The following is an 18,722-nucleotide window of genomic DNA, read 5'->3' as shown; positions in this document are numbered from 1 at the left end:
TTATGGAATGACATAATGAAGAATAAAATTACTTTAACCGCTATCAGTTTTCTCGCTAATTTTATTATGGCGGGCTTTGCGACCCAATTTGGAATGTTGATTGAGCCCATAGCGGAGAAATTTTCCGCTAATGTTAACGACGTTGCCTCCATATTTTCATTACTTAATGGCGGTGCACTCGCGGGGACGATTGCGGCATTTTTCTTTATTGAAAAATTAGGCATCAAAAGAATAACCTTGATAAGTTACAGCTTAGTTGCTCTTTCTGCTCTGGCTTTACATTTAACCAGTTCCCTACAAGTTGTGATGGTCGCCATGACCTTAATTGGTTTTTGTGGCGGTATTGGTCTGTGTATTGCGGGCACGATAGTGGTCTCTGTGTGGCAAGAAAAATTACAAAGCACAATGTTAGTGGTGCAAGATGCAACGTTTAATATTGCAGGCGTTGTTTTTCCCTTGATAACGACTTATGCATTAACAAGTTCATTATCATGGAGTTATAGCTATTTAGCCGTAGGTTTAGTGGCCTTCTCTACCGTCATTATTACCTTGTTCACTCATTTCTCTATTTGCGAGCAGTCTTCTACAATAGAAGAGAAGCAACAATCTGAATGGAACCTTGGCATTATTAGTGGTGGTGTTGGGTTATTTTTAGGAATGCTCGCGCTATACACTTTTTTAACTTGGGCACCTTTATTTGTAAAACAGAAATTTGATATTCCGTTTGAAGAGGCCGGTAATATTATTACCCAGTATTGGTCGGCTGCGTTAATTGGTGCATTAATTTCGACTGTGATTGTGACGCGTGTAAAAATCCACCATTTTTTAGTTGGCATTATTGCCTTAGCTATGGTGATCACCGCAGCGATTGTGAGCACAGATAACCTTAATTGGATAGCCTATTTAACCTATGGTTATGGTTTTGTGTGTGCCGCGCTTTATAATGCTTTTATTGCCTATGGCGTGTCTTTTGTAAAAAAAGCCAGCAGCAAAAATGTGTCATATATTCTTATTAGTGGCAGTGCCGGGGCGATGTTTAGTCCAGCGATCAGTTCTTTCTTTGAGCGTATTATCGGATTGCAAACCGTGATGTATGTTATTCCTGTGCTTTATGCGGTGATATTTATGCTATTGATGGTTTCAAGCCGAATGAAACCTTCTATTGCACAACACTCGTTATCGGTAAATTAATTTACCTGTGAATAAACCCCACACTCGCTGATTTCATGACGCCGAGTGTGGGTTATGCCGAAAGTGGTTATACGCCAGCTTCAACAAACTCCTTGAGTGCGTTGAGATCACAAATCCGAATGCCATCTTTTTTCCGCTCAATTAAGCCTCGTTCCTCAAGATTTTGTAGCGCCCGTCGGTAGACTCGGTCGGTCGTGCCAAATCGTTCAGCCTCTAAATAGCGTTTACTAAAGCCATCTACGGGCAAGTCATTTAAGTATTCATGGTAAATATCAAATGCCACGTTATAACTGATGGGGTAGAGCAATCGCCGTGTAAAAATATCGACAGTGTCTTGGTAGTCAATCGCAATGGCACTGGCGAAAAATAGCGCGAGTTGAGGGTGTTGACCGAGGCAATGTTGCAGTTTTTCAGCGCTAATCAGCCTGATTTCTAAGGGTTCATTGGCAATAATGTCTAGTTGGCAGTGGTACTGGGTAAAGAACTCCATTTCACCAAACAGTTGTGAATCACAATCAATAGTCCCTAATTGAAAACACCGACCATTTCTTGCGGTATGGCCGAGCGATACTCGACCTTGCTTCACTAATACCAGTGAGGGCATCGCTTCCCCCTGTGTCATAAGGTGAGCGCCTTTTTTGAGCATTTTTATTTCGCTGACACAACTGAGTACAACCGCTTCAATAAGTGGATAGTCCTGCTCCCATCGCTGGCTATAACGTCCTTTCGATAAAGGTTTGAGCTGCATCGACTATGATCCTCTTACAGTGCTTGAAATCAGGGTTCGAAATGGCGACCTTCTATAGCATTATCATGCTAGACGGTCAAATGGGTGAAAGGAATTAGACGATAACAAATAGGTATTCACTTTATGCTTAGCTCACAGTTAACCCCATGGAGTAATTTAAGGGAATATCAGATAAGTATGTCCTCTTTTTTATATTCGTCATGTATACTGGGGCCCGCCAAGGGGTGTTTGCAGCGAGTTTACTTTAATCAGTACTGCAGACTGAGATGTCTTCCGACGAACCCTTAGAACCTGATCCGGCTAATACCGGCGTAGGAATGGGCCAATCAACAGCACACTTCTGAATCGCTTATTCGTTGCCGGATCTCAAACTAGATATTTGAGGTCCTATGTTTAACAGTAAAAATCCAATTTCCACCCGACCATTCATGAGAGCGCCCTTGGCATTAGCCATTACCGCCGCCCTTAGCACATCCGCATTCGCCCAAACCGATGCTATCGATAAACCTGAACCTACCACTGAGATGGAAGTCATGGTGGTGACGGCGGATTTTCGCAGTGCCAGTTTAGAGAAAATGCCCTCAAGCGTTACGGTGATCGATGCCCAGCAGATCCAGGATGAAAGCGCCCAGCATTTCGAAGATGTGCTTAATTCTATTGCAAACGTTAACTGGTCTGGTGGGAGTTCTAGGCCTAAGTATTTTCAAATACGCGGAGTCGGCGAGCAGGAACAATATCAAGGCGCACCTAATTCATCCGTGGGTTACATCATAGATGATATCGATTTATCGGGTATCGGCATGGTGTCGAGCATGTACGATCTTCAGCAAGTCGAAGTGTTACGTGGCCCGCAGGGGACACGTTATGGCGCCAATGCCTTAGCGGGGTTGATTTACTTAAAGAGTAACGACCCAACCGATGTATTCGAACACGGCGGTGAAGTGTCCCTCGGGGACGATGATTTACGTACCTTTAGCGGTTATAGCTCGGGCCCATTAACGGATTCAGGCAAGCTGCTGTACCGAGTCTCTTTGCAGCAACACCAACAAAATGGTTACCGCGATAATCTGTACCTAGAGCGTGATGACACTAACGCCCGCGATGAATTTACCGGCCGTGCTAAGCTGCGTTGGTACGCGACTGACGATCTGCAATTGGATTTAACCCTGCTACACGCCGATTTTGATAATGGCTATGATGTGTGGAGTTTAACGAATAATCCCAAAGAAACCCTCTCGGATGAGCCCGGTGTCGATAGCCAACGCACCACAGGTGCAGGCTTTAAAGTGACCTATTCTGGCGCAGAAAACGTCGAGCTGACCTCGTTAACCTCCTTTGCGGATACCGATCACCATTACAGTTACGATGGCGATTGGGCCAATCCAGAGTATTGGGCCTCTAAACAATGTGAAGATGAAGGCAGCGTTGCCCCCTGTCAGTACGATTATTTTTGGGACAAAACCGGCCAGCGCAAGACCCTATCCCAAGAATTTCGTTTAAGTTCGACCGAACAAGGCCGTATTTTTGCACAGAGCACAGACTGGCTCATTGGCGTGTATGCCATGAATTTGAAAGAAGATAACCAATTGTATTCCGAGTATAACGCTTGGCCAGATGAGGTTTTAGACTCAGAGTATGAGGCGACTAATTATGCGCTTTTTGGTCAGCTCGATACGGATCTTGGCTCGGATTACGCTTTGTCCGTGGGCTTGCGTGTAGAGCAGCGCAATAGCCATTACTCGGATACCAATCAGGATAACTTTGACCCGAGCGAAACCATGTGGGGTGGCCATATTGCGCTGAGTAAAATGCTAAGCGACTCCCACAATGCGTACGTTAGGGTGGCCCGTGGCTATAAGGCGGGTGGTTTTAACATGACCTTACCCGTCGAGCTCAACGATAAGAAAGAGTTTGATACTGAGACTTTATATAACTACGAAATTGGTCTGAAATCCCGTTGGCTAGAAGGGCTAATCGATACGAATCTCGCGCTGTTTTATATGGACAGACAAGATCAACAGGTGGCGGCTTCCCAGCAAGACCCAGATAAACCGCAGCGCTTTATCCTCTATACCGAAAATGCTGGTAGCTCGAATAATTATGGGGCGGAACTGGATGCGACTTGGTATGCCACCGACAATCTGCAGCTTTACTCTAGCCTAGGCTGGCTAGAAACCGCCTACGGTGACTATCAGTATCAGGATAAATACGGCACAGAGGTGGATCTCACCGGTCGAGACTTAGCCCATTCGCCCCATTTTACCTACAGCCTAGGTGGGACTTTCCGGGGGAACTCGGGTTGGTTTGCTAACCTTAACCTCAGCGGTAAGAGTGAATTCTATTACTCTGATAGCAATGATTCCCGCTCCGAACCCTACACAATAGTCAATGCCCGCGTGGGTTATGAGGCCAGTGCGTGGTCCGCTTACCTCTGGGGCCGTAACTTATTCGACGAGCAATACGGTGTGCGTGGCTTCTATTTTGGTAACGAGCCCGATAATGGCTGGGCGGAAAAGCAATACATCCGTTATGGCGATCCCCGCCAACTCGGCGTGACTGTTAACGTTAAGTTTATGTAATCGCAACAATTACCTGCGCTGTGGTGCTATGTGCCACAGCGCCAATGTTGAATAACAATCTTGAACAATTTAAGGAATCGAAATGAAACTGACCGCAGAAATTAGCATGTACCCCTTTAATGAAAATTATCTCGATCCGATCAAATGGTTTATTGGCCGAGTGGACAGTTATACCAATATTGAGCGCGTCACCAATGCCATGGCCACCCAAGTGTGCGGTGAATATCAAGATGTGATGTCCATGCTCGCCATTGAGATGCAAGCCGCCCATGAAAAGTGGGGCAAGGCGGTGTTTGTGTGTAAGTTTATCGGTGGCGAATTGAATTTAGCCCATAGTGAATAACGGAGTCTTATCTTTGCTAGAACCTAGAACCTAGAACCTAGAACCTAGAACCTAGAACCTAGAACCTAGAACCTAGAACCTAGAACCTAGAACCTAGAACCTAGAACCTAACATAGTCAGTGCGCAATACGAGAATAACCAATGACAGATTTATGGTTTACGCTGGTCGATAGCATTACTGCGGCCTTAGGTGAAGTCCATGTGATGACAGCGTGGGAAGCCTTGGCCGTATGCTTGGCTATGGCCTATCTGCTACTGGCGATAAAGGCCAGCGTTTGGTGCTGGGCGGCGGCATTTGCCAGTACGGCCATTTACACTGTGTTGTTTTGGAAGGTGGCATTGCTGATGGAGTCCGTGCTCAATGTCTATTATATGGCGATGGCGCTCTATGGCTATTGGCTGTGGACTCAGGGCGGTGATAAACAGCAGGGGGTTAATGTCACAACTTGGCCGTTAAAAACCCACCTAAAATTGATTGGCATAACAACCTTGATCTCATTGTGTATTGGCCATGGCATGGCGACTTATACCCAAGCGGCATTTCCCTATCTGGATGCGGCGACGACCTGCTTTGCGGTGATGACGACCTATTTAGTGGCGAAAAAAGTGCTTGAGAATTGGCTCTATTGGGTGGTTATCGACCTAGTGTCTATCTATCTCTACCTTAGTAAGGGACTGATGCTGACATCACTGCTCTTTGTGCTCTATGTGGGCCTGGCTGTGGTTGGATATTTCCTATGGCGCACGGCATTAGCCGATGCCCGTGGGGCCAATGCACTCAGTTAATGGTTTAAGTTAATCATTTAAGTTAATTTTAAATCAATAAGTTAAGTTGATTATCTAAGTTAATGATCGTAAAACAAGCCAGCCCGCGGATGGAGCAAACATTGAGTGAGTCATTTCAAAAACTGTTACCTATATTAAAAGCCGCTGGGCTCGATAAGATCACTCATATCAGTGAATTATCGGGCGGCTTGAGTAATCACAACTATAAAATCTCAACGCCTATAGCAGAGTATGTTTTTCGCCGCAATGCCGATGCGGCGGACAGCTTTTGCTCCAGAACGCAGGAGCGCTTCTATTGGCGGCACTTAGCGAACGCCAAATTGGCCCCCGAGTTACTGTGGGTGAGTGAAGATGAGCGCTATTACCTCAGCACGTTTATCGAGAGTGATGCCATTGAAGGCGACATTCTCGAAGTAACTATTGATAACTATCATTGTGAAAACCCTGATCGTGAAAATCGTGTTCGTGCAAATTATGGTCAGCCACGCAAGCATTCCCTGTCTTGGCAAGCTTTAGAGGGATTGTGCAGTGCGGCGGATTATTTACAGGGCCAAGATTCACTGCGCCACTTGCCATTAGCCTTTGAGCATGACCCTCTCGCCGACGCCCATCCTAATCAAGCCCATAGTTTGTTACTGACCTTATTGCTGCAATTACGGGACATCCCCAAGGGCCCCTATGGGATCAGCATTACCGAACAGTGGCAGGAATATCACCAGCAAATGCTGACCTTTATGGCGTCATCTCTTATCGATGGCGAGTTAAGCCAAATCGGGGGCGACTGGCACGGACGGGCAACTCAACTGCTAGGGATCCAAGCTGATATTCAGCGCTGGACAGATACCTTGGCGGACTGTTTACTCCAAGCGCAGTTTTGCCATCGAGATCTCAATCCCCATAATTTGCTGCTTAAAGATAAGCGTTTATATTGCATCGATTTTGAGTATGCGACGGCTTCACATCCCCTGTGTGAGCTCGCGACTGTGCTGGCCACCCATGCCTTAACTCCCTTACAGCAACATTTTTTGGTGCAGCAATATCTGGCTAAGCATCCTTATTTAACGGCGGAGGCCATATTTGCCGTGCCCGCCGCCATTGAAATGTACTGGGTATTGGCCTGTTATTGGGCGCTCTTAATGGCGGCGCAGCAAACTGAGCCACGTGGCCATAGTGAGTATATTGCTTGGTTCGATTTTTTTTGGCCGCAAATCTCATAGCGATTTATTGTCACGCTTATTTACAAAAACAATGCTATAACACAAGCAACTTTTATATCAGTGCCAACGTCTTAAAGAGATATGTCTAGGATGGATTATTTAATATGAAAAAAAACGTGTTGCTACTGGTGTTATTGTTAGGGCTAACGGCCTGTTCGACTAAACTCAGTTACCATTTTATGGACTGGGCCATCGGTTGGGAGCAGGAGGACTATGTTACTTTAGACGAGCCCCAGCAAGAGGTTTTCGATGCGTTGATCGAAAAGTTTGTACTATGGCATCAGTCCAAAGAATTATCCCACTATGTCGTTCAGTTAACTGAAATCGAAACACTCATTAAAACCAATACCTTAACGCCGCTGCTGTGGGCTGAGCATGTGGATATTGCTAAACGGCATTGGTTTAGATTGTTTGAATTCGCGCTGCCAGAGTTGCTACCTATCGTCATGTCGCTGAGTGATGCTCAGGTGAAGCAAATCCTCACTAAATTGCGTCAAGATGAGCAGGAGTTAATCAAGGAATTTGCGGGTAAATCCCAGCAACAATTACAACAAGAGGCGGATGAAAACCTTCAAGGACAGTTTAAAGACTGGCTAGGCAGTGTGAGCAGCGAACAAAAGGCACTGATCCATCAATATAATCAACAGCGTTTGTCGACCTTAGATATGTGGCTCGAGTATCGCCATGAGTGGCTACGCCAGTTTGAAGTTGCCCTAGGGCAACGCACGGATAGGGTGCTGTTAACCGAGCGTTTGACATTATTAATGACGCAACCCGATGAGCTTAAGTCTGAAAAACACAGGACATTTTTACGCAAAAATACCGAGTCATTCGGCACTTTAATGCTGACGATAAACACCAGTCTATCGGAAAAACAGTCCAAGCATTTCTATAAAAAGCTCAATAAGCTGATTCAAGATCTCACGGAATTGAATCAAGAAGCCCTCGAAAAAGAATCCTAGGAGCTGAAAGATTTATCGATATTCAGGGGTCTAATCTGCAACAGAATAATGTAAGAGATAACGCCCTTGAAAAACATCACGCCGCTCGCCGCCCTCTATCAGCAGCTACTCAATCTCAGTCGCTATGTTGAGGGGCTCGCCCCCTTAGCCCTGCGGCTTTATCTTGCCCCTGTGTTGCTGCAGGCCGGATATAACAAGCTGTCACATTTTGAGGACACAGTCGCCTGGTTTGCCAATCCCGATTGGGGTTTAGGCCTGCCGATGCCCGCATTCATGGCTGCCCTCGCCGCGGGGACCGAGTTTTTTGGGGCTATCCTATTATTGCTTGGACTCGCGACTAGGCTGATTGCCATTCCCTTAATGGTCACTATGTTAGTCGCCGCTTTTACTGTGCATTGGCCAAATGGATGGTTAGCCATAGCCGATGGCAGTTCTTGGCTCGCCAATGAAAGAGTGCTTGAGGCGGGGGATAAGCTCGCTAAGGCAAAGGATATTTTACAGGAGCATGGCAATTACGACTGGTTAACGAGTTCGGGTAATTTGGTCGTTCTCAACAATGGGATCGAGTTTGCTATCACCTATTTTATTATGCTGTTTGCCCTCTTTGCCTTAGGCGGTGGCCGTTACACTAGCCTAGATTATGTGATTGCTAAACGCTTTGGAATTAAGTAGCTTGATCAATTAGTTAAATCCCATCTAAACGGTGGGATTTTTTTATGCCCCTTGCGGCACAATTTGCTATGCTTTACCCCAATTTATATCGAATTAGGATAATAACTTGGACGCTATCGAACTCTTACTCACCCGCCAGTCAACGCCACGACTCACAGCTCCAGCGCCAGATGCAAGCCAATTAAAAGTCATTTTAGACGCCGCTATCCGTGTGCCGGATCACGGTGCCTTAGCGCCATGGGAGTTTATTATCGCCACTGGTGAGGGGCTTGAAACCTTAGCCGATATTTTTGTCGATGCCGCCAAAGCGAGTGGTGCCGATGAGGATTTTGTTCATAAAGCCAAGGGAATGCCGATGCGCGCACCTATGGTGATCACTGTGGTCGCGAAAACCCAAGCGCACCCTAAAGTGCCGGTGCTAGAGCAGCAAATTGCTGCGGGCTGCGCAACGATGGCAATGCAGCAGGCGGCCTTTGCCTTAGGGCTGGGTGCGGTGTGGCGCACCGGTGATTTTGCCTTCGATGCGAACGTGAATGCAGCACTAGGCCTAAAGGCTGATGATCAAATTGTCGGATTTTTATATATAGGCACGCCAGCCGTTGCGGCACCTAAAAAACCACAGAGGGATGGCAGTCAGTACGCCCGTTACCTATAAAACCGTTAATCTTTAATGGAGAAATCCTATGCAAGTTGCCCGCACCCCAAGGTTAATCCTACGGCAGTTAGCGCCAGAGGATGCCTCTTTCATCCTAGTGTTACTCAATAGCCAAGGGTTTATCGATAATATCGGGGATAAAGGTGTCCGTACCTTGACTGATGCTAAGGCATATATCACCAATGGCCCGATGAACAGCTATACCGAGCAGGGTTTTGGGTTGTATGCAGTGGTACTTGCGGAGAATGGATTTCAAATAGGGATCTGCGGTTTAATCAAAAGGCCCACACTCGAGCATGTGGATTTAGGTTATGCCTTTTTGCCACAATATTGGGGTAAAGGCTACGCCTTCGAGGCGGCGCAGGCGGCCCTCGCGCTGGGTAAACAATTGGGCATTGAGCCTATTGTCGCTATCGTCAGTTCGCACAACGAGGCATCTAAGGCGCTGTTGAATAAATTAGGACTCAAATTTGAGACCCAGTTACAACTGACCCCCGAAGAGGCGCCGGTAGAACTCTTTTGCTGATGTTAACTGGATAGGGTGAGCATTGCCTAGAAATAAACAGCCCAGAGGTGTTCTCTGGGCTGTTATATGATTTGTTACATGTGGCCTAATACACGACCTAATAAATGATTTATTACACGGCCTAGGTTTTGCCGTTAGAAGGTCATCTCTGGTACATGTGCTGGTACGACTAACTTACCTGCGGTTTTGCTGATGATTTCTTCAACGCTCACGCCAGGAGCGCGCTCTAGTAGGTGAAAGGCACCGTCTTTAATCTCGATAAAGGCTAAATCCGTCACTACGCGTTTAATGCAGCCATAACCCGTCAAAGGCAATTCACACACGGGCAGCAGCTTAGAATTACCGTATTTATCGGCGTGCATCATAGTCACGATAATATTCTCGGCGCCGGCCACTAGGTCCATCGCACCGCCCATGCCTTTGATCAACTTGCCAGGGATCATCCATGAGGCGATTGAACCGTTAACGTCGACCTCGAAGGCGCCCAGTACCGTTAAATCCACATGGCCGCCACGGATCATGGCAAAGCTTTCCGCCGATGAGAAAAACGAAGCGCCTTTGACTGCGGTAACCGTTTGTTTTCCCGCGTTAATTAAATCGGGATCGATGTTTTCTTCGGTGGGGAATTCACCCATACCGAGTAGGCCGTTTTCCGATTGCAGCATCACTTCCATTCCCTCTGGAATGTAGTTTGCGACCAGCGTTGGAATACCGATGCCGAGGTTGACGTAGTAGCCGTCTTTTAATTCTTTGGCGACGCGCTGGGCCAGTTGTTCTCTTGATAATGCCATGATATCTATCCTTTACTCTTGGGATCTAAGTGTCCCTTGCGTTAATCCTATGGTCGGTTGCGCTTATTTCGCGGCTTTTACCGTGCGTTGCTCGATACGTTTCTCGAACGTGCCTTGAATAACGCGATCAACATAGATGCCCGGTGTGTGGATATGATCTGGATCTAACTCGCCCGGCTCGACAATAAACTCGGCTTCGACCACAGTGATTTTTCCCGCGGTTGCCATCATAGGGTTAAAGTTGGCGGCGGTTTTACGGAAGACCAGATTACCCATAGTATCGGCTTTCCAGGCGCGTACTAAGGCAAAATCGGCGGTAAGGGATTCTTCTAACACATAATGGCGTCCCTTGATTTCACGGGTTTCCTTACCTTCGGCAACGGGCGTGCCGTAGCCAGTGGCGGTGAAAAACGCCGGAATGCCAGCGCCACCCGCACGGATTTTTTCCGCCAGCGTGCCTTGGGGAGTCAAAATCACGTTCAGTTCACCCGAGAGCATTTGCTGCTCGAAGGTGGCATTTTCGCCCACGTAGGAGGCTATCATAGTGGCGATTTGGCGATGCTTTAACAGTAAGCCTAGGCCGAAATCGTCAACGCCAGCATTGTTCGAAATCGCCGTTAACCCTTTAACGCCCATCTTAACCATTTGATTGATTAAGCCTTCTGGAATACCGCATAGGCCGAAGCCGCCGACCATAATGGTCATGTCGTCCGATAATCCGGCTAATGCGGCTTCGTAACTGCTGACGACTTTATTGAGTCCTGACATTGTGATTTCCTCTTATTGTTATTCGAGCCCAATAATCTCTAGAATCTAGAATCTAGATATTTTGTAATATTGCGTTCGCGACTTTTGAGCCATTTTTGCGCTGCAACTGTGTGCTGATCTCTTGCCCTGCCAGTGCTAATTTGTGCAGATCGATACCTGTCTCTAATCCCATACCGTGCAACATATAGACTAGGTCTTCGGTGGCAAGATTACCCGAGGCGCCTTTAGCATAGGGGCAACCGCCAAGACCTGCAACGGAGGAGTCAAATACCCGCACACCTAAGTCTAAGCAGGCCAAAATATTGGCTAACGCTTGGCCATAGGTGTCGTGAAAGTGTAGTGCCAGTTTATCTACGGGCACGCGCTCGCTGACAGTTTGCAGCATTCTACGGGCTTTTTGCGGTGTGCCTACGCCGATAGTGTCGCCGAGTGAGATTTCATAACAGCCCATTTTGTAAAGGACTTCAGACACGCGGGCTACTTCACTCACGGCAATCTCACCCTCATAGGGACAACCTAGGACGCATGAGACATAACCGCGAACGGGGATATTGTGTGCTTTTGCTAATTCTATCAAAGGGATAAAACGCTCAATTGACTCTTCTATCGAGCAGTTGATATTGCGTTGACTAAAGCTTTGGGAGGCGGCACCAAATATTGCCACCTCGGACGCTTTTGCATCTAAGGCCAGCTCAAAGCCTTTAACATTGGGCGTGAGTGCACTGTACACTACGCCGCTTTGGCGCTGTATTTGTTTGAGTACCTCGGCAGAATCCGCCATTTGTGGCACCCATTTAGGTGATACAAAACTGCCCGCTTCAATCCGCTTAAGTCCCGCGTCCGCAAGGGACTCAATCAAGGCGATTTTTGCCGCGGTTGGCACCGCCACTTCGTTTTGCAAGCCGTCGCGCGGCCCCATCTCGAAGATGCTGACCTTGTCCGATGCCGAGTGAGCGTCAATGCTGAACAATGACATGTTAGACTTCCTTAGCCGTTGGTGATTCAGTGTCAGACGCCAGCGGTGCGGCCTCTAACGGCTCAACATTGAGTAAGGTTGCACCATCTGTCACTAGCTCGCCCGCCTTAAAGTAGAACTCACTCACTATGCCATCGAAGGGCGCTTCTATGGTGTATTCCATCTTCATGGCTTCCATCACCAGCAACCCTTGGCCCGCTTTCACTTGGGCGCCCACATCGACTAAATGGGTGACGACAGTCCCGTTCATCGGGGCCTTTAATTTGTCGGCATTGCTCACTTGTTCTTCCACTACAAGGGTTTGCACTGCCTTAAAGTGATAGCTGCCTGAGGGTAAAAACAGTGTAAAGTCATCACCTTGCGAACTAACTGGGATTTTACTCTTATGGCCGTTAATTTCAGCGAGCAGTAAGTCTTGCTTCAGTTCACCGCTGAGTAACCAGGTTTGCCCGTGCAGGGGCAATTGGTACATGTCACCTAAATCTAGCATCACCAGTTGTTGTAATTCATGGGCGTCATTGAGCAGGGCGATACTGTGTTGGCTGCAGCTATTAAGTCTAAAACCGCTGACTTGGCCCCAAGGCGAATAGGGATCGGCACTGTTGATTGCCTGCGCTTTGGCGGCTTCTTTACGGGCAAGCACTTGATACAGCGCGGCAAAAGCCATGGCGTTGTCGGCTTCACTCGATGGGCTGCCGATCAGGGCATCGCCGTAACGACCGATAAAGTCGGTGCTAAAGTCGGCATTGGCAAAGGCTGGGTGTTCGGCAATGTTCGCCAAAAACTCGATATTGTGCTTAAGACCGCTGATTTGATACGACTCTAAAGCATGCACTAAACGCTGCAGGGCGCGTGGGCGAGATTCATCCCACACAATCAGTTTGGCGATCATAGGATCGTAGAAGTTACTGATCACATCGTTTTCACGAATGCCCGAATCGATACGCACGTGCTTGCTTTGCTCGGGTTCACGCAAAAAGTTGAGTTTACCGCTGGCGGGTAAAAACTCATTTTGTGGATCTTCGGCGTAAATACGCACTTCAAAGGAGTGGCCATGAATGCGCACTTCCTCTTGTTTTAACGGCAGTGGTTGACCGCTGGCGACCAGCAATTGCCATTTGACTAAGTCCTGACATGTGACCATTTCGGTGACGGGATGCTCAACCTGCAGACGGGTGTTCATCTCCATAAAAAAGAAGCTATTGTCGGTATCGAGCAGGAATTCCACGGTCCCCGCGCCAACATAATCGATGGCTTTAGCAGCGGCGACGGCGGCTTCACCCATCTGGGCGCGTAGTTCATCGCTTAATCCTGGAGCAGGCGCTTCTTCGACCACTTTTTGGTGGCGACGTTGAATCGAGCAATCGCGATCCGATAAGTAAATCGCATTGCCAAAGGTGTCAGCAAACACTTGCACTTCGACGTGGCGTGGCTTAAGTAAATAACGCTCCATCAATAACTTATCGTTACCAAAAGAGGAGGCGGCTTCACGACGCGCCGAGTTAACGGCCTCCATGATTTCGCCTTCATTTTCGACGATACGCATACCTTTACCACCGCCGCCATAAGCCGCTTTAATCAGCATTGGGAAGCCGATTTTTAAGGCTTCGGCCTTGAGGGTGGCATCGCTTTGGTCATCGCCGTGGTAACCGGGCACTAAAGGCACTTGCGCCGCCGTCATAATGGCTTTGGCGGCACTCTTACTGCCCATGGCATCGATGGCATCGCTACCCGGGCCAACAAAGATAATGCCTGCGGCTTCACATTGGCGGGCGAAACCGGCGTTTTCAGACAAAAAACCGTAGCCAGGGTGAATGGCCTGGGCACCGGATTTTTTTGCTATGTCGATAATCAAATCGCCCTTTAAGTAGGAGTCCGCTGGCGCGCTGCCACCTAAATAGAAGGACTCATCGGCCATGGCCACATGGCGGGCGTTTTTATCGGCATCGGAATATAAGGCAACGGTGCGAACGCCCATGGCCTGAGCGGTTTTGATGATGCGACAGGCGATTTCACCCCGGTTAGCAATCAATAACTTAGTAAACATTTGCTGAGTTAACATCAAAGGGCTCCTTGGGTATCATTTGGCGTTGACTTGGTAGAGTGTGCTTGTTGCCAGTTTGGCTGACGTTTCTCAAAGAAGGCGTTTAAGCCTTCCTGGCCTTCGGTCGATACCCGAATGCGGGCGATACGCTCGCTGGTGTAATCAATAGTGTCTTGATCTATCACACCATCTTCGAGGCGTGACAGCAGTGTTTTGACCCATGCCATGCCTTGGGGGCTATTGGCGAGTAGGGCTTCGATAATCGGTTTTGCGGCGGCGTCTAAGTCGTCGCTTATCTCATGGATGACGTTCAGCTTAAGGGCGGTTTGCGCACTAAAACGCTCTGCAGTCAGCATATAGCGGCGTGAGGCGCGGTTACCCATAGCGCGGGCAACGTAGGGACTTATCACTGCTGGGATCAATCCGAGTTTCACTTCGCTTAAGCAGAAGCTTGCGCGCTCGGTGGCGATGGCGATATCGCTGGCGCAAATTAGCCCGAGGGCGCCACCAAAGGCGGCGCCTTGCACCAGTGCAATGGTGGGCTTAGGAAAGGTATCTAAATCCTGCATCAGTTTAGCTAAGGCTTTGGCATCATTTAGATTTTGCTCAAAGTCCATTTGGGCTTGCTTGCGCATCCAATTGAGATCGGCGCCGGCGCTGAAGTTTTTGCCGTTCGCTTTGAGTACCAGCACTTGGCAATCTTGGTGTGTGGCAAAATAGCCAAGGACGTTAATCATCTCGCTAATCATTACTTCGTCGAAGGCGTTGTGCACATCGGCACGGTCTAAAATAAGCTCGGCAACGCCGTGATTGAGTGCGTAACTCACGTGCTGCAACTGGCTTAAGTCGTGTGTTGTCGTTTGTGTATCAGTCATCATTATTTCCCCTATCTTATTGTGTGACATATGTTTTCACATGTGCCTTTTACATACGGAACACACCAAAGCGGGTGTCTTCGATAGGGGCGTTTAACGCCGCCGATAGGGCTAGACCAACGACATCACGGGTTTGCGCCGGGTCGATAATGCCGTCATCCCATAAGCGGGCGCTGGCATGGTATGGATGACCTTCTTTATCGTACTGGGCAATAATCGGCGCTTTAAAGGCTTTTTCATCCTCAACTGACCATTCTTCGCCTTTACGGGCTAAACCGTCGCGGCGCACAGTGGCTAAAACACCCGCGGCTTGCTCGCCGCCCATCACGGAAATACGGGCATTAGGCCACATCCACATCATGGTCGGTTCGAATGCGCGGCCACACATACCGTAGTTACCCGCGCCGTAGCTGCCGCCGATAATCACAGTAAATTTAGGCACATTGGCGCAGGAAACCGCAGTCACCATCTTAGCACCGTGCTTGGCTATGCCTTCGTGTTCGTACTTTTTACCCACCATAAAGCCAGTGATATTTTGCAGGAACAGCAATGGAATTTTGCGCTGGCAGCACAGTTCGATAAAGTGTGCGCCCTTTTGCGCCGACTCGGAGAACAGGATACCGTTGTTGGCGACGATACCGACTGGATAGCCGTGAATGCGGGCAAAACCGCAGACTAAGGTTGCGCCATAGTTGGCTTTAAATTCATCAAAATCAGAATCATCGACGATACGGGCGATCACTTCTTTGACATCGAAGGGCTTTTTCAAGTCGGTGCCGACAATGCCATACAATTCGTTAATATCGAATTTTGGCGGTTTGACAGGGCTCAGTAGACTTTTTATTTGTTTTTGATGATTCAGACGTAATACTGCGCGGCGGGCAAGCTCTAGCGCGTGTTCATCGTTTTGGGCTAAATGATCGGCCACGCCCGAAATTTTAGTGTGCACTTCGGCGCCGCCAAGTTCCTCGGCGCTGACTTCTTCACCCGTGGCCGCTTTGACTAATGGCGGGCCAGCTAAAAAGATAGTGCCTTGATCTTTTACGATAATCGATTCATCCGCCATGGCGGGCACATAGGCGCCGCCTGCAGTACATAAGCCCATCACCACTGCAATTTGCGGTATGCCTTTGGCGGACATTTGCGCTTGATTGTAAAAGATGCGGCCGAAATGGTCTCGGTCGGGGAAGACTTCATCCTGGCGGGGCAGGTTAGCGCCGCCCGAGTCGACTAAATAGATGCAAGGCAAGTGGCAACGGCTGGCAATGTCTTGGGCGCGAAGGTGTTTTTTAACGGTAATCGGGTAGTAAGTTCCGCCTTTAACCGTGGCGTCGTTGGCGATGATCATGCATTCGACACCGCTTACGCGGCCGATACCGGCGATAATGCCTGCTGCGGGAACTTCTTCGTCATAGACTTCAAACGCCGCGAATTGCGATAGCTCTAAAAAGGGCGAGCCGGCGTCGAGCAGTTTTTCAACCCGTTGACGGGGCAGTAATTTACCGCGGGATAAATGACGCTCCAGCGCCACTGGGCCGCCGCCGAGTTCGATTTTGGCTAGTTTAGTTTTAAGATCGGCCACGAGGGCGGCCATATCAGCGGATTTCGCTTTAAATTCATCGCTACGGGCGTTAATACGACTGCTTAATTGCGTCACTTTGGTTGTCCTTCTCAAGCGGAAATTCGGTGTGTAGAGCTATCGATTTTGAGTGTTTATCGATACTTAGGGCTAATGGCGCGCAGTGTCCATTAGCCCTATGGCGACCTATTTAGTCTCGTTAAATAGCTCGCGGCCAATCAGCATGCGGCGAATTTCAGAGGTGCCAGCGCCGATTTCATACAGCTTGGCATCGCGCAGTAAACGGCCGGTGGCGTATTCGTTGACGTAACCGTTACCGCCTAGCAGTTGAATCGCATCCAGTGCCATTTTAGTGGCGAGCTCTGCGCTATAGAGGATGGCGCCCGCCGCATCTTTACGGGTGGTTTCACCGCGATCGCAGGATTTGGCCACGGCATACACATAGGATTTGGCGGCGTTCATGCCAGTGTACATATCGGCGAGTTTGCCCTGGACTAATTGGAATTCACCGATGGATTTACCAAACTGCTCACGCTCGTGGATATAAGGTACAACGATATCCATGCAGGCGCTCATGATCCCAAGTGGGCCGCCAGATAGCACGACGCGCTCGTAATCTAGGCCGCTCATCAGCACTTTTACGCCGTTGTTGAGGCCACCAAGAATGTTTTCCTCAGGTACTTCAACATCTTCAAACACCAGTTCGCAGGTGTTAGAGCCGCGCATGCCGAGTTTGTTGAGTTTTTGTGCCTGGCTAAAGCCCTTAAAACCACGCTCGACGATAAAGGCGGTGATCCCGTGGGCGCCTTTGGTGAGGTCGGTTTTGGCGTAAATCACATAGGTGTTAGCATCTGGGCCGTTAGTGATCCACATTTTATTGCCGTTGAGGATATAACGATCGCCTTCCTTGCGGGCGTGCAGCTTCATTGACACTACGTCTGAGCCCGCGTTTGGCTCACTCATGGCCAGCGCGCCAATATGCTCGCCGCTCACCAGTTTAGGCAGATACTTGGCTTTTTGCGCCGCATTACCGTTACGGTTGATTTGGTTAACACATAGGTTGGAATGGGCACCGTAGCTTAGGCCAATAGAGGCCGATGCGCGGGAAATTTCTTCCATCGCGACAACGTGGGCAAGGTAGCCCATGTTCGCGCCGCCGAACTCCTCAGGTACTGTCACGCCCAGCAGTCCCATACCGCCGAGGACTGGCCAAATTTCATTGGGGAAGGCGTTGTCGTGATCGACTTTGGCGGCGATGGGGGCGATTTCGTTTTTGGCAAAATCCTGTACTGCATCGCGGAGCATGTCGATGTCTTCGCCAAGGCCAAAATTGAGACTAGTGTAGAGTGAGTTCATTGCTTGTGTCCTATCTGAGGTACTAATTTATAATTTTTATGATTAGGTGCTTGAGTCGTTGTTTTGTCTTACTGGGCCAATTGTCTACCTTTGTACTTTGGCCTTGTCATGTTAATGCGGCAGCCATGCCGTATTCGCCATCCTTTAGGCTTTAACGGCCTGACTTTCTTCCAAGGCGAGACGACATTGCTGCTCGGCGGAATTAAGCTCCATTAACACGACTTTGATATCGTCCATTTGTTGCTGCAGTGCCGATTTTTTCTCTTCGACTAGGGCCAGCATAGTGTTGAGCTGGGTCGTGCTGCTCTTGTCGGCATCGTATAATTCGAACAGACGACGGGTTTCGGCCAGGGAGAAACCTAAGCGTTTACCACGTAAAATAAGTTTGAGGCGAACCCTGTCTTTGAGACTATAAATTCGGGTTTGGCCGCGACGTTTAGGTTTAAGTAAACCTTGGTCTTCGTAGAAACGAATGCTTCGCGTAGTGATATCAAACTCTTTGGAGAGATCACTTATCGAATAAGTCGTTTGGGCTGTGGTAGTTGCGCTCATTCATGCACCTTGGTTAATCATTTTTAAGCAAGATATATGAAGTTTACGTAAAGGTAAAGATTGCAATAAAGTCAGTTCAAATTTTTTGTCAATTCTACTTGC

18 protein-coding genes and 1 riboswitch are annotated in these 18,722 nt (G+C 48.5%); of the genes, 9 read left to right on the top strand and 9 right to left on the bottom strand.

Features of this window, described 5'->3' with window-relative positions; translation table 11 throughout:
* Positions 1-15: 15 nt before the first annotated feature.
* On the top strand, positions 16-1,191 hold the full coding sequence (tsgA, locus tag JFT56_RS11560; protein WP_198780252.1) for an MFS transporter TsgA: 1,176 nt from the start codon (positions 16-18) through the stop codon (positions 1,189-1,191).
* 67 nt (positions 1,192-1,258) lie between these two features.
* Here the strand turns inward: tsgA and JFT56_RS11555 are convergent, their stop codons facing one another.
* Positions 1,259-1,939: a Crp/Fnr family transcriptional regulator gene (locus tag JFT56_RS11555; RefSeq protein WP_198780251.1), complete on the bottom strand. Its 681-nt coding sequence runs from the start codon at positions 1,937-1,939 to the stop codon at positions 1,259-1,261.
* A gap of 210 nt (positions 1,940-2,149) precedes the next feature.
* A riboswitch (TPP riboswitch) is annotated at positions 2,150-2,274 on the top strand.
* Positions 2,275-2,328: 54 nt separating this feature from the next.
* Between JFT56_RS11555 and JFT56_RS11550 the strand changes: the two genes are divergently transcribed.
* From JFT56_RS11550 to JFT56_RS11515, 8 genes are all read left to right on the top strand, one after another.
* A complete protein-coding gene (locus JFT56_RS11550) occupies positions 2,329-4,518 on the top strand; it encodes a TonB-dependent receptor (protein WP_198780250.1) in 2,190 nt (729 codons plus the stop codon).
* Between the two features lie 82 nt (positions 4,519-4,600).
* On the top strand, positions 4,601-4,861 hold the full coding sequence (locus JFT56_RS11545) for a YkoF family thiamine/hydroxymethylpyrimidine-binding protein (protein WP_198780249.1): 261 nt from the start codon (positions 4,601-4,603) through the stop codon (positions 4,859-4,861).
* Positions 4,862-5,002: 141 nt separating this feature from the next.
* On the top strand, positions 5,003-5,647 hold the full coding sequence (gene pnuC, locus JFT56_RS11540) for a nicotinamide riboside transporter PnuC (protein ID WP_198780248.1): 645 nt from the start codon (positions 5,003-5,005) through the stop codon (positions 5,645-5,647).
* Positions 5,648-5,736: 89 nt separating this feature from the next.
* Positions 5,737-6,864, top strand: coding sequence for a phosphotransferase (locus tag JFT56_RS11535; protein ID WP_198783559.1), 1,128 nt, complete (start codon positions 5,737-5,739; stop codon positions 6,862-6,864).
* Positions 6,865-6,968: 104 nt separating this feature from the next.
* Positions 6,969-7,826, top strand: a complete 858-nt coding sequence (locus JFT56_RS11530) for a DUF6279 family lipoprotein (RefSeq protein ID WP_198780247.1) — start codon at positions 6,969-6,971, stop codon at positions 7,824-7,826.
* A 75-nt stretch (positions 7,827-7,901) separates the two neighbouring features.
* Complete coding sequence (locus tag JFT56_RS11525) at positions 7,902-8,498, top strand: DoxX family protein (RefSeq protein WP_198783558.1); 597 nt, start codon at positions 7,902-7,904, stop codon at positions 8,496-8,498.
* Between the two features lie 106 nt (positions 8,499-8,604).
* Entirely contained in the window at positions 8,605-9,153 is a 549-nt protein-coding gene (locus JFT56_RS11520) for an NAD(P)H nitroreductase (RefSeq protein WP_198780246.1), read from the top strand.
* Positions 9,154-9,181: 28 nt separating this feature from the next.
* On the top strand, positions 9,182-9,679 hold the full coding sequence (locus JFT56_RS11515; RefSeq protein WP_198780245.1) for a GNAT family N-acetyltransferase: 498 nt from the start codon (positions 9,182-9,184) through the stop codon (positions 9,677-9,679).
* 134 nt (positions 9,680-9,813) lie between these two features.
* On the opposite strand, the gene JFT56_RS11510 is transcribed toward JFT56_RS11515, so the two are convergent.
* The 8 genes from JFT56_RS11510 to JFT56_RS11475 all read right to left on the bottom strand — a co-directional run bounded on the left by JFT56_RS11510 (position 9,814) and on the right by JFT56_RS11475 (position 18,620).
* A complete protein-coding gene (locus JFT56_RS11510) occupies positions 9,814-10,470 on the bottom strand; it encodes a CoA transferase subunit B (protein ID WP_198780244.1) in 657 nt (218 codons plus the stop codon).
* 63 nt (positions 10,471-10,533) lie between these two features.
* Positions 10,534-11,238 carry a CoA transferase subunit A gene (locus JFT56_RS11505; protein WP_198780243.1) on the bottom strand — a complete coding sequence of 235 codons (705 nt, stop codon included), beginning with the start codon at positions 11,236-11,238 and terminating at the stop codon, positions 10,534-10,536.
* Between the two features lie 52 nt (positions 11,239-11,290).
* The gene (locus JFT56_RS11500) at positions 11,291-12,214 is read right to left on the bottom strand and encodes a hydroxymethylglutaryl-CoA lyase (protein WP_198780242.1); all 924 of its coding nucleotides are present in this window, start codon (positions 12,212-12,214) and stop codon (positions 11,291-11,293) included.
* 1 nt (position 12,215) lies between these two features.
* Complete coding sequence (locus JFT56_RS11495; protein ID WP_198780241.1) at positions 12,216-14,276, bottom strand: acetyl/propionyl/methylcrotonyl-CoA carboxylase subunit alpha; 2,061 nt, start codon at positions 14,274-14,276, stop codon at positions 12,216-12,218.
* Positions 14,276-15,133, bottom strand: a complete 858-nt coding sequence (locus tag JFT56_RS11490; RefSeq protein ID WP_198783557.1) for an enoyl-CoA hydratase-related protein — start codon at positions 15,131-15,133, stop codon at positions 14,276-14,278. The genes JFT56_RS11495 and JFT56_RS11490 overlap by 1 nt, the downstream gene beginning before the upstream one ends.
* 49 nt (positions 15,134-15,182) lie before the next feature.
* Entirely contained in the window at positions 15,183-16,790 is a 1,608-nt protein-coding gene (locus JFT56_RS11485; protein WP_198780240.1) for a carboxyl transferase domain-containing protein, read from the bottom strand.
* Between the two features lie 108 nt (positions 16,791-16,898).
* Positions 16,899-18,068 (bottom strand): isovaleryl-CoA dehydrogenase, encoded by a 1,170-nt coding sequence (locus tag JFT56_RS11480; protein WP_198780239.1) that lies wholly within the window; start codon positions 18,066-18,068, stop codon positions 16,899-16,901.
* Positions 18,069-18,212: 144 nt separating this feature from the next.
* Positions 18,213-18,620, bottom strand: a complete 408-nt coding sequence (locus tag JFT56_RS11475; RefSeq protein ID WP_007649000.1) for a MerR family transcriptional regulator — start codon at positions 18,618-18,620, stop codon at positions 18,213-18,215.
* Positions 18,621-18,722 lie beyond the last annotated feature (102 nt).

It is taken from the genome of Shewanella putrefaciens, from assembly GCF_016406305.1.
Classification (GTDB): Bacteria; Pseudomonadota; Gammaproteobacteria; order Enterobacterales; family Shewanellaceae; genus Shewanella; species Shewanella putrefaciens_C.
The sequence above is the reverse complement of the archived record's forward strand: the minus strand, read 5'-3'. Positions and strand labels throughout refer to the sequence as shown.

Excerpts from the sequence above, each read along its gene's own strand:
- JFT56_RS11480 (WP_198780239.1), bottom strand. The coding sequence starts at position 18,068 with ATGAACTCACTCTACACTAGTCTCAATTTTGGCCTTGGCGAAGACATC.
- JFT56_RS11530 (WP_198780247.1), top strand. The coding sequence starts at position 6,969 with ATGAAAAAAAACGTGTTGCTACTGGTGTTATTGTTAGGGCTAACGGCC.
- JFT56_RS11550 (WP_198780250.1), top strand. The coding sequence starts at position 2,329 with ATGTTTAACAGTAAAAATCCAATTTCCACCCGACCATTCATGAGAGCG.
- JFT56_RS11535 (WP_198783559.1), top strand. The coding sequence starts at position 5,737 with ATGGAGCAAACATTGAGTGAGTCATTTCAAAAACTGTTACCTATATTA.
- JFT56_RS11510 (WP_198780244.1), bottom strand. The coding sequence starts at position 10,470 with ATGGCATTATCAAGAGAACAACTGGCCCAGCGCGTCGCCAAAGAATTA.
- tsgA (WP_198780252.1), top strand. The coding sequence starts at position 16 with ATGAAGAATAAAATTACTTTAACCGCTATCAGTTTTCTCGCTAATTTT.
- JFT56_RS11495 (WP_198780241.1), bottom strand. The coding sequence starts at position 14,276 with ATGTTAACTCAGCAAATGTTTACTAAGTTATTGATTGCTAACCGGGGT.
- JFT56_RS11490 (WP_198783557.1), bottom strand. The coding sequence starts at position 15,133 with ATGACTGATACACAAACGACAACACACGACTTAAGCCAGTTGCAGCAC.
- JFT56_RS11515 (WP_198780245.1), top strand. The coding sequence starts at position 9,182 with ATGCAAGTTGCCCGCACCCCAAGGTTAATCCTACGGCAGTTAGCGCCA.
- JFT56_RS11555 (WP_198780251.1), bottom strand. The coding sequence starts at position 1,939 with ATGCAGCTCAAACCTTTATCGAAAGGACGTTATAGCCAGCGATGGGAG.
- JFT56_RS11500 (WP_198780242.1), bottom strand. The coding sequence starts at position 12,214 with ATGTCATTGTTCAGCATTGACGCTCACTCGGCATCGGACAAGGTCAGC.
- JFT56_RS11505 (WP_198780243.1), bottom strand. The coding sequence starts at position 11,238 with ATGTCAGGACTCAATAAAGTCGTCAGCAGTTACGAAGCCGCATTAGCC.
- pnuC (WP_198780248.1), top strand. The coding sequence starts at position 5,003 with ATGACAGATTTATGGTTTACGCTGGTCGATAGCATTACTGCGGCCTTA.
- JFT56_RS11545 (WP_198780249.1), top strand. The coding sequence starts at position 4,601 with ATGAAACTGACCGCAGAAATTAGCATGTACCCCTTTAATGAAAATTAT.
- JFT56_RS11475 (WP_007649000.1), bottom strand. The coding sequence starts at position 18,620 with ATGAGCGCAACTACCACAGCCCAAACGACTTATTCGATAAGTGATCTC.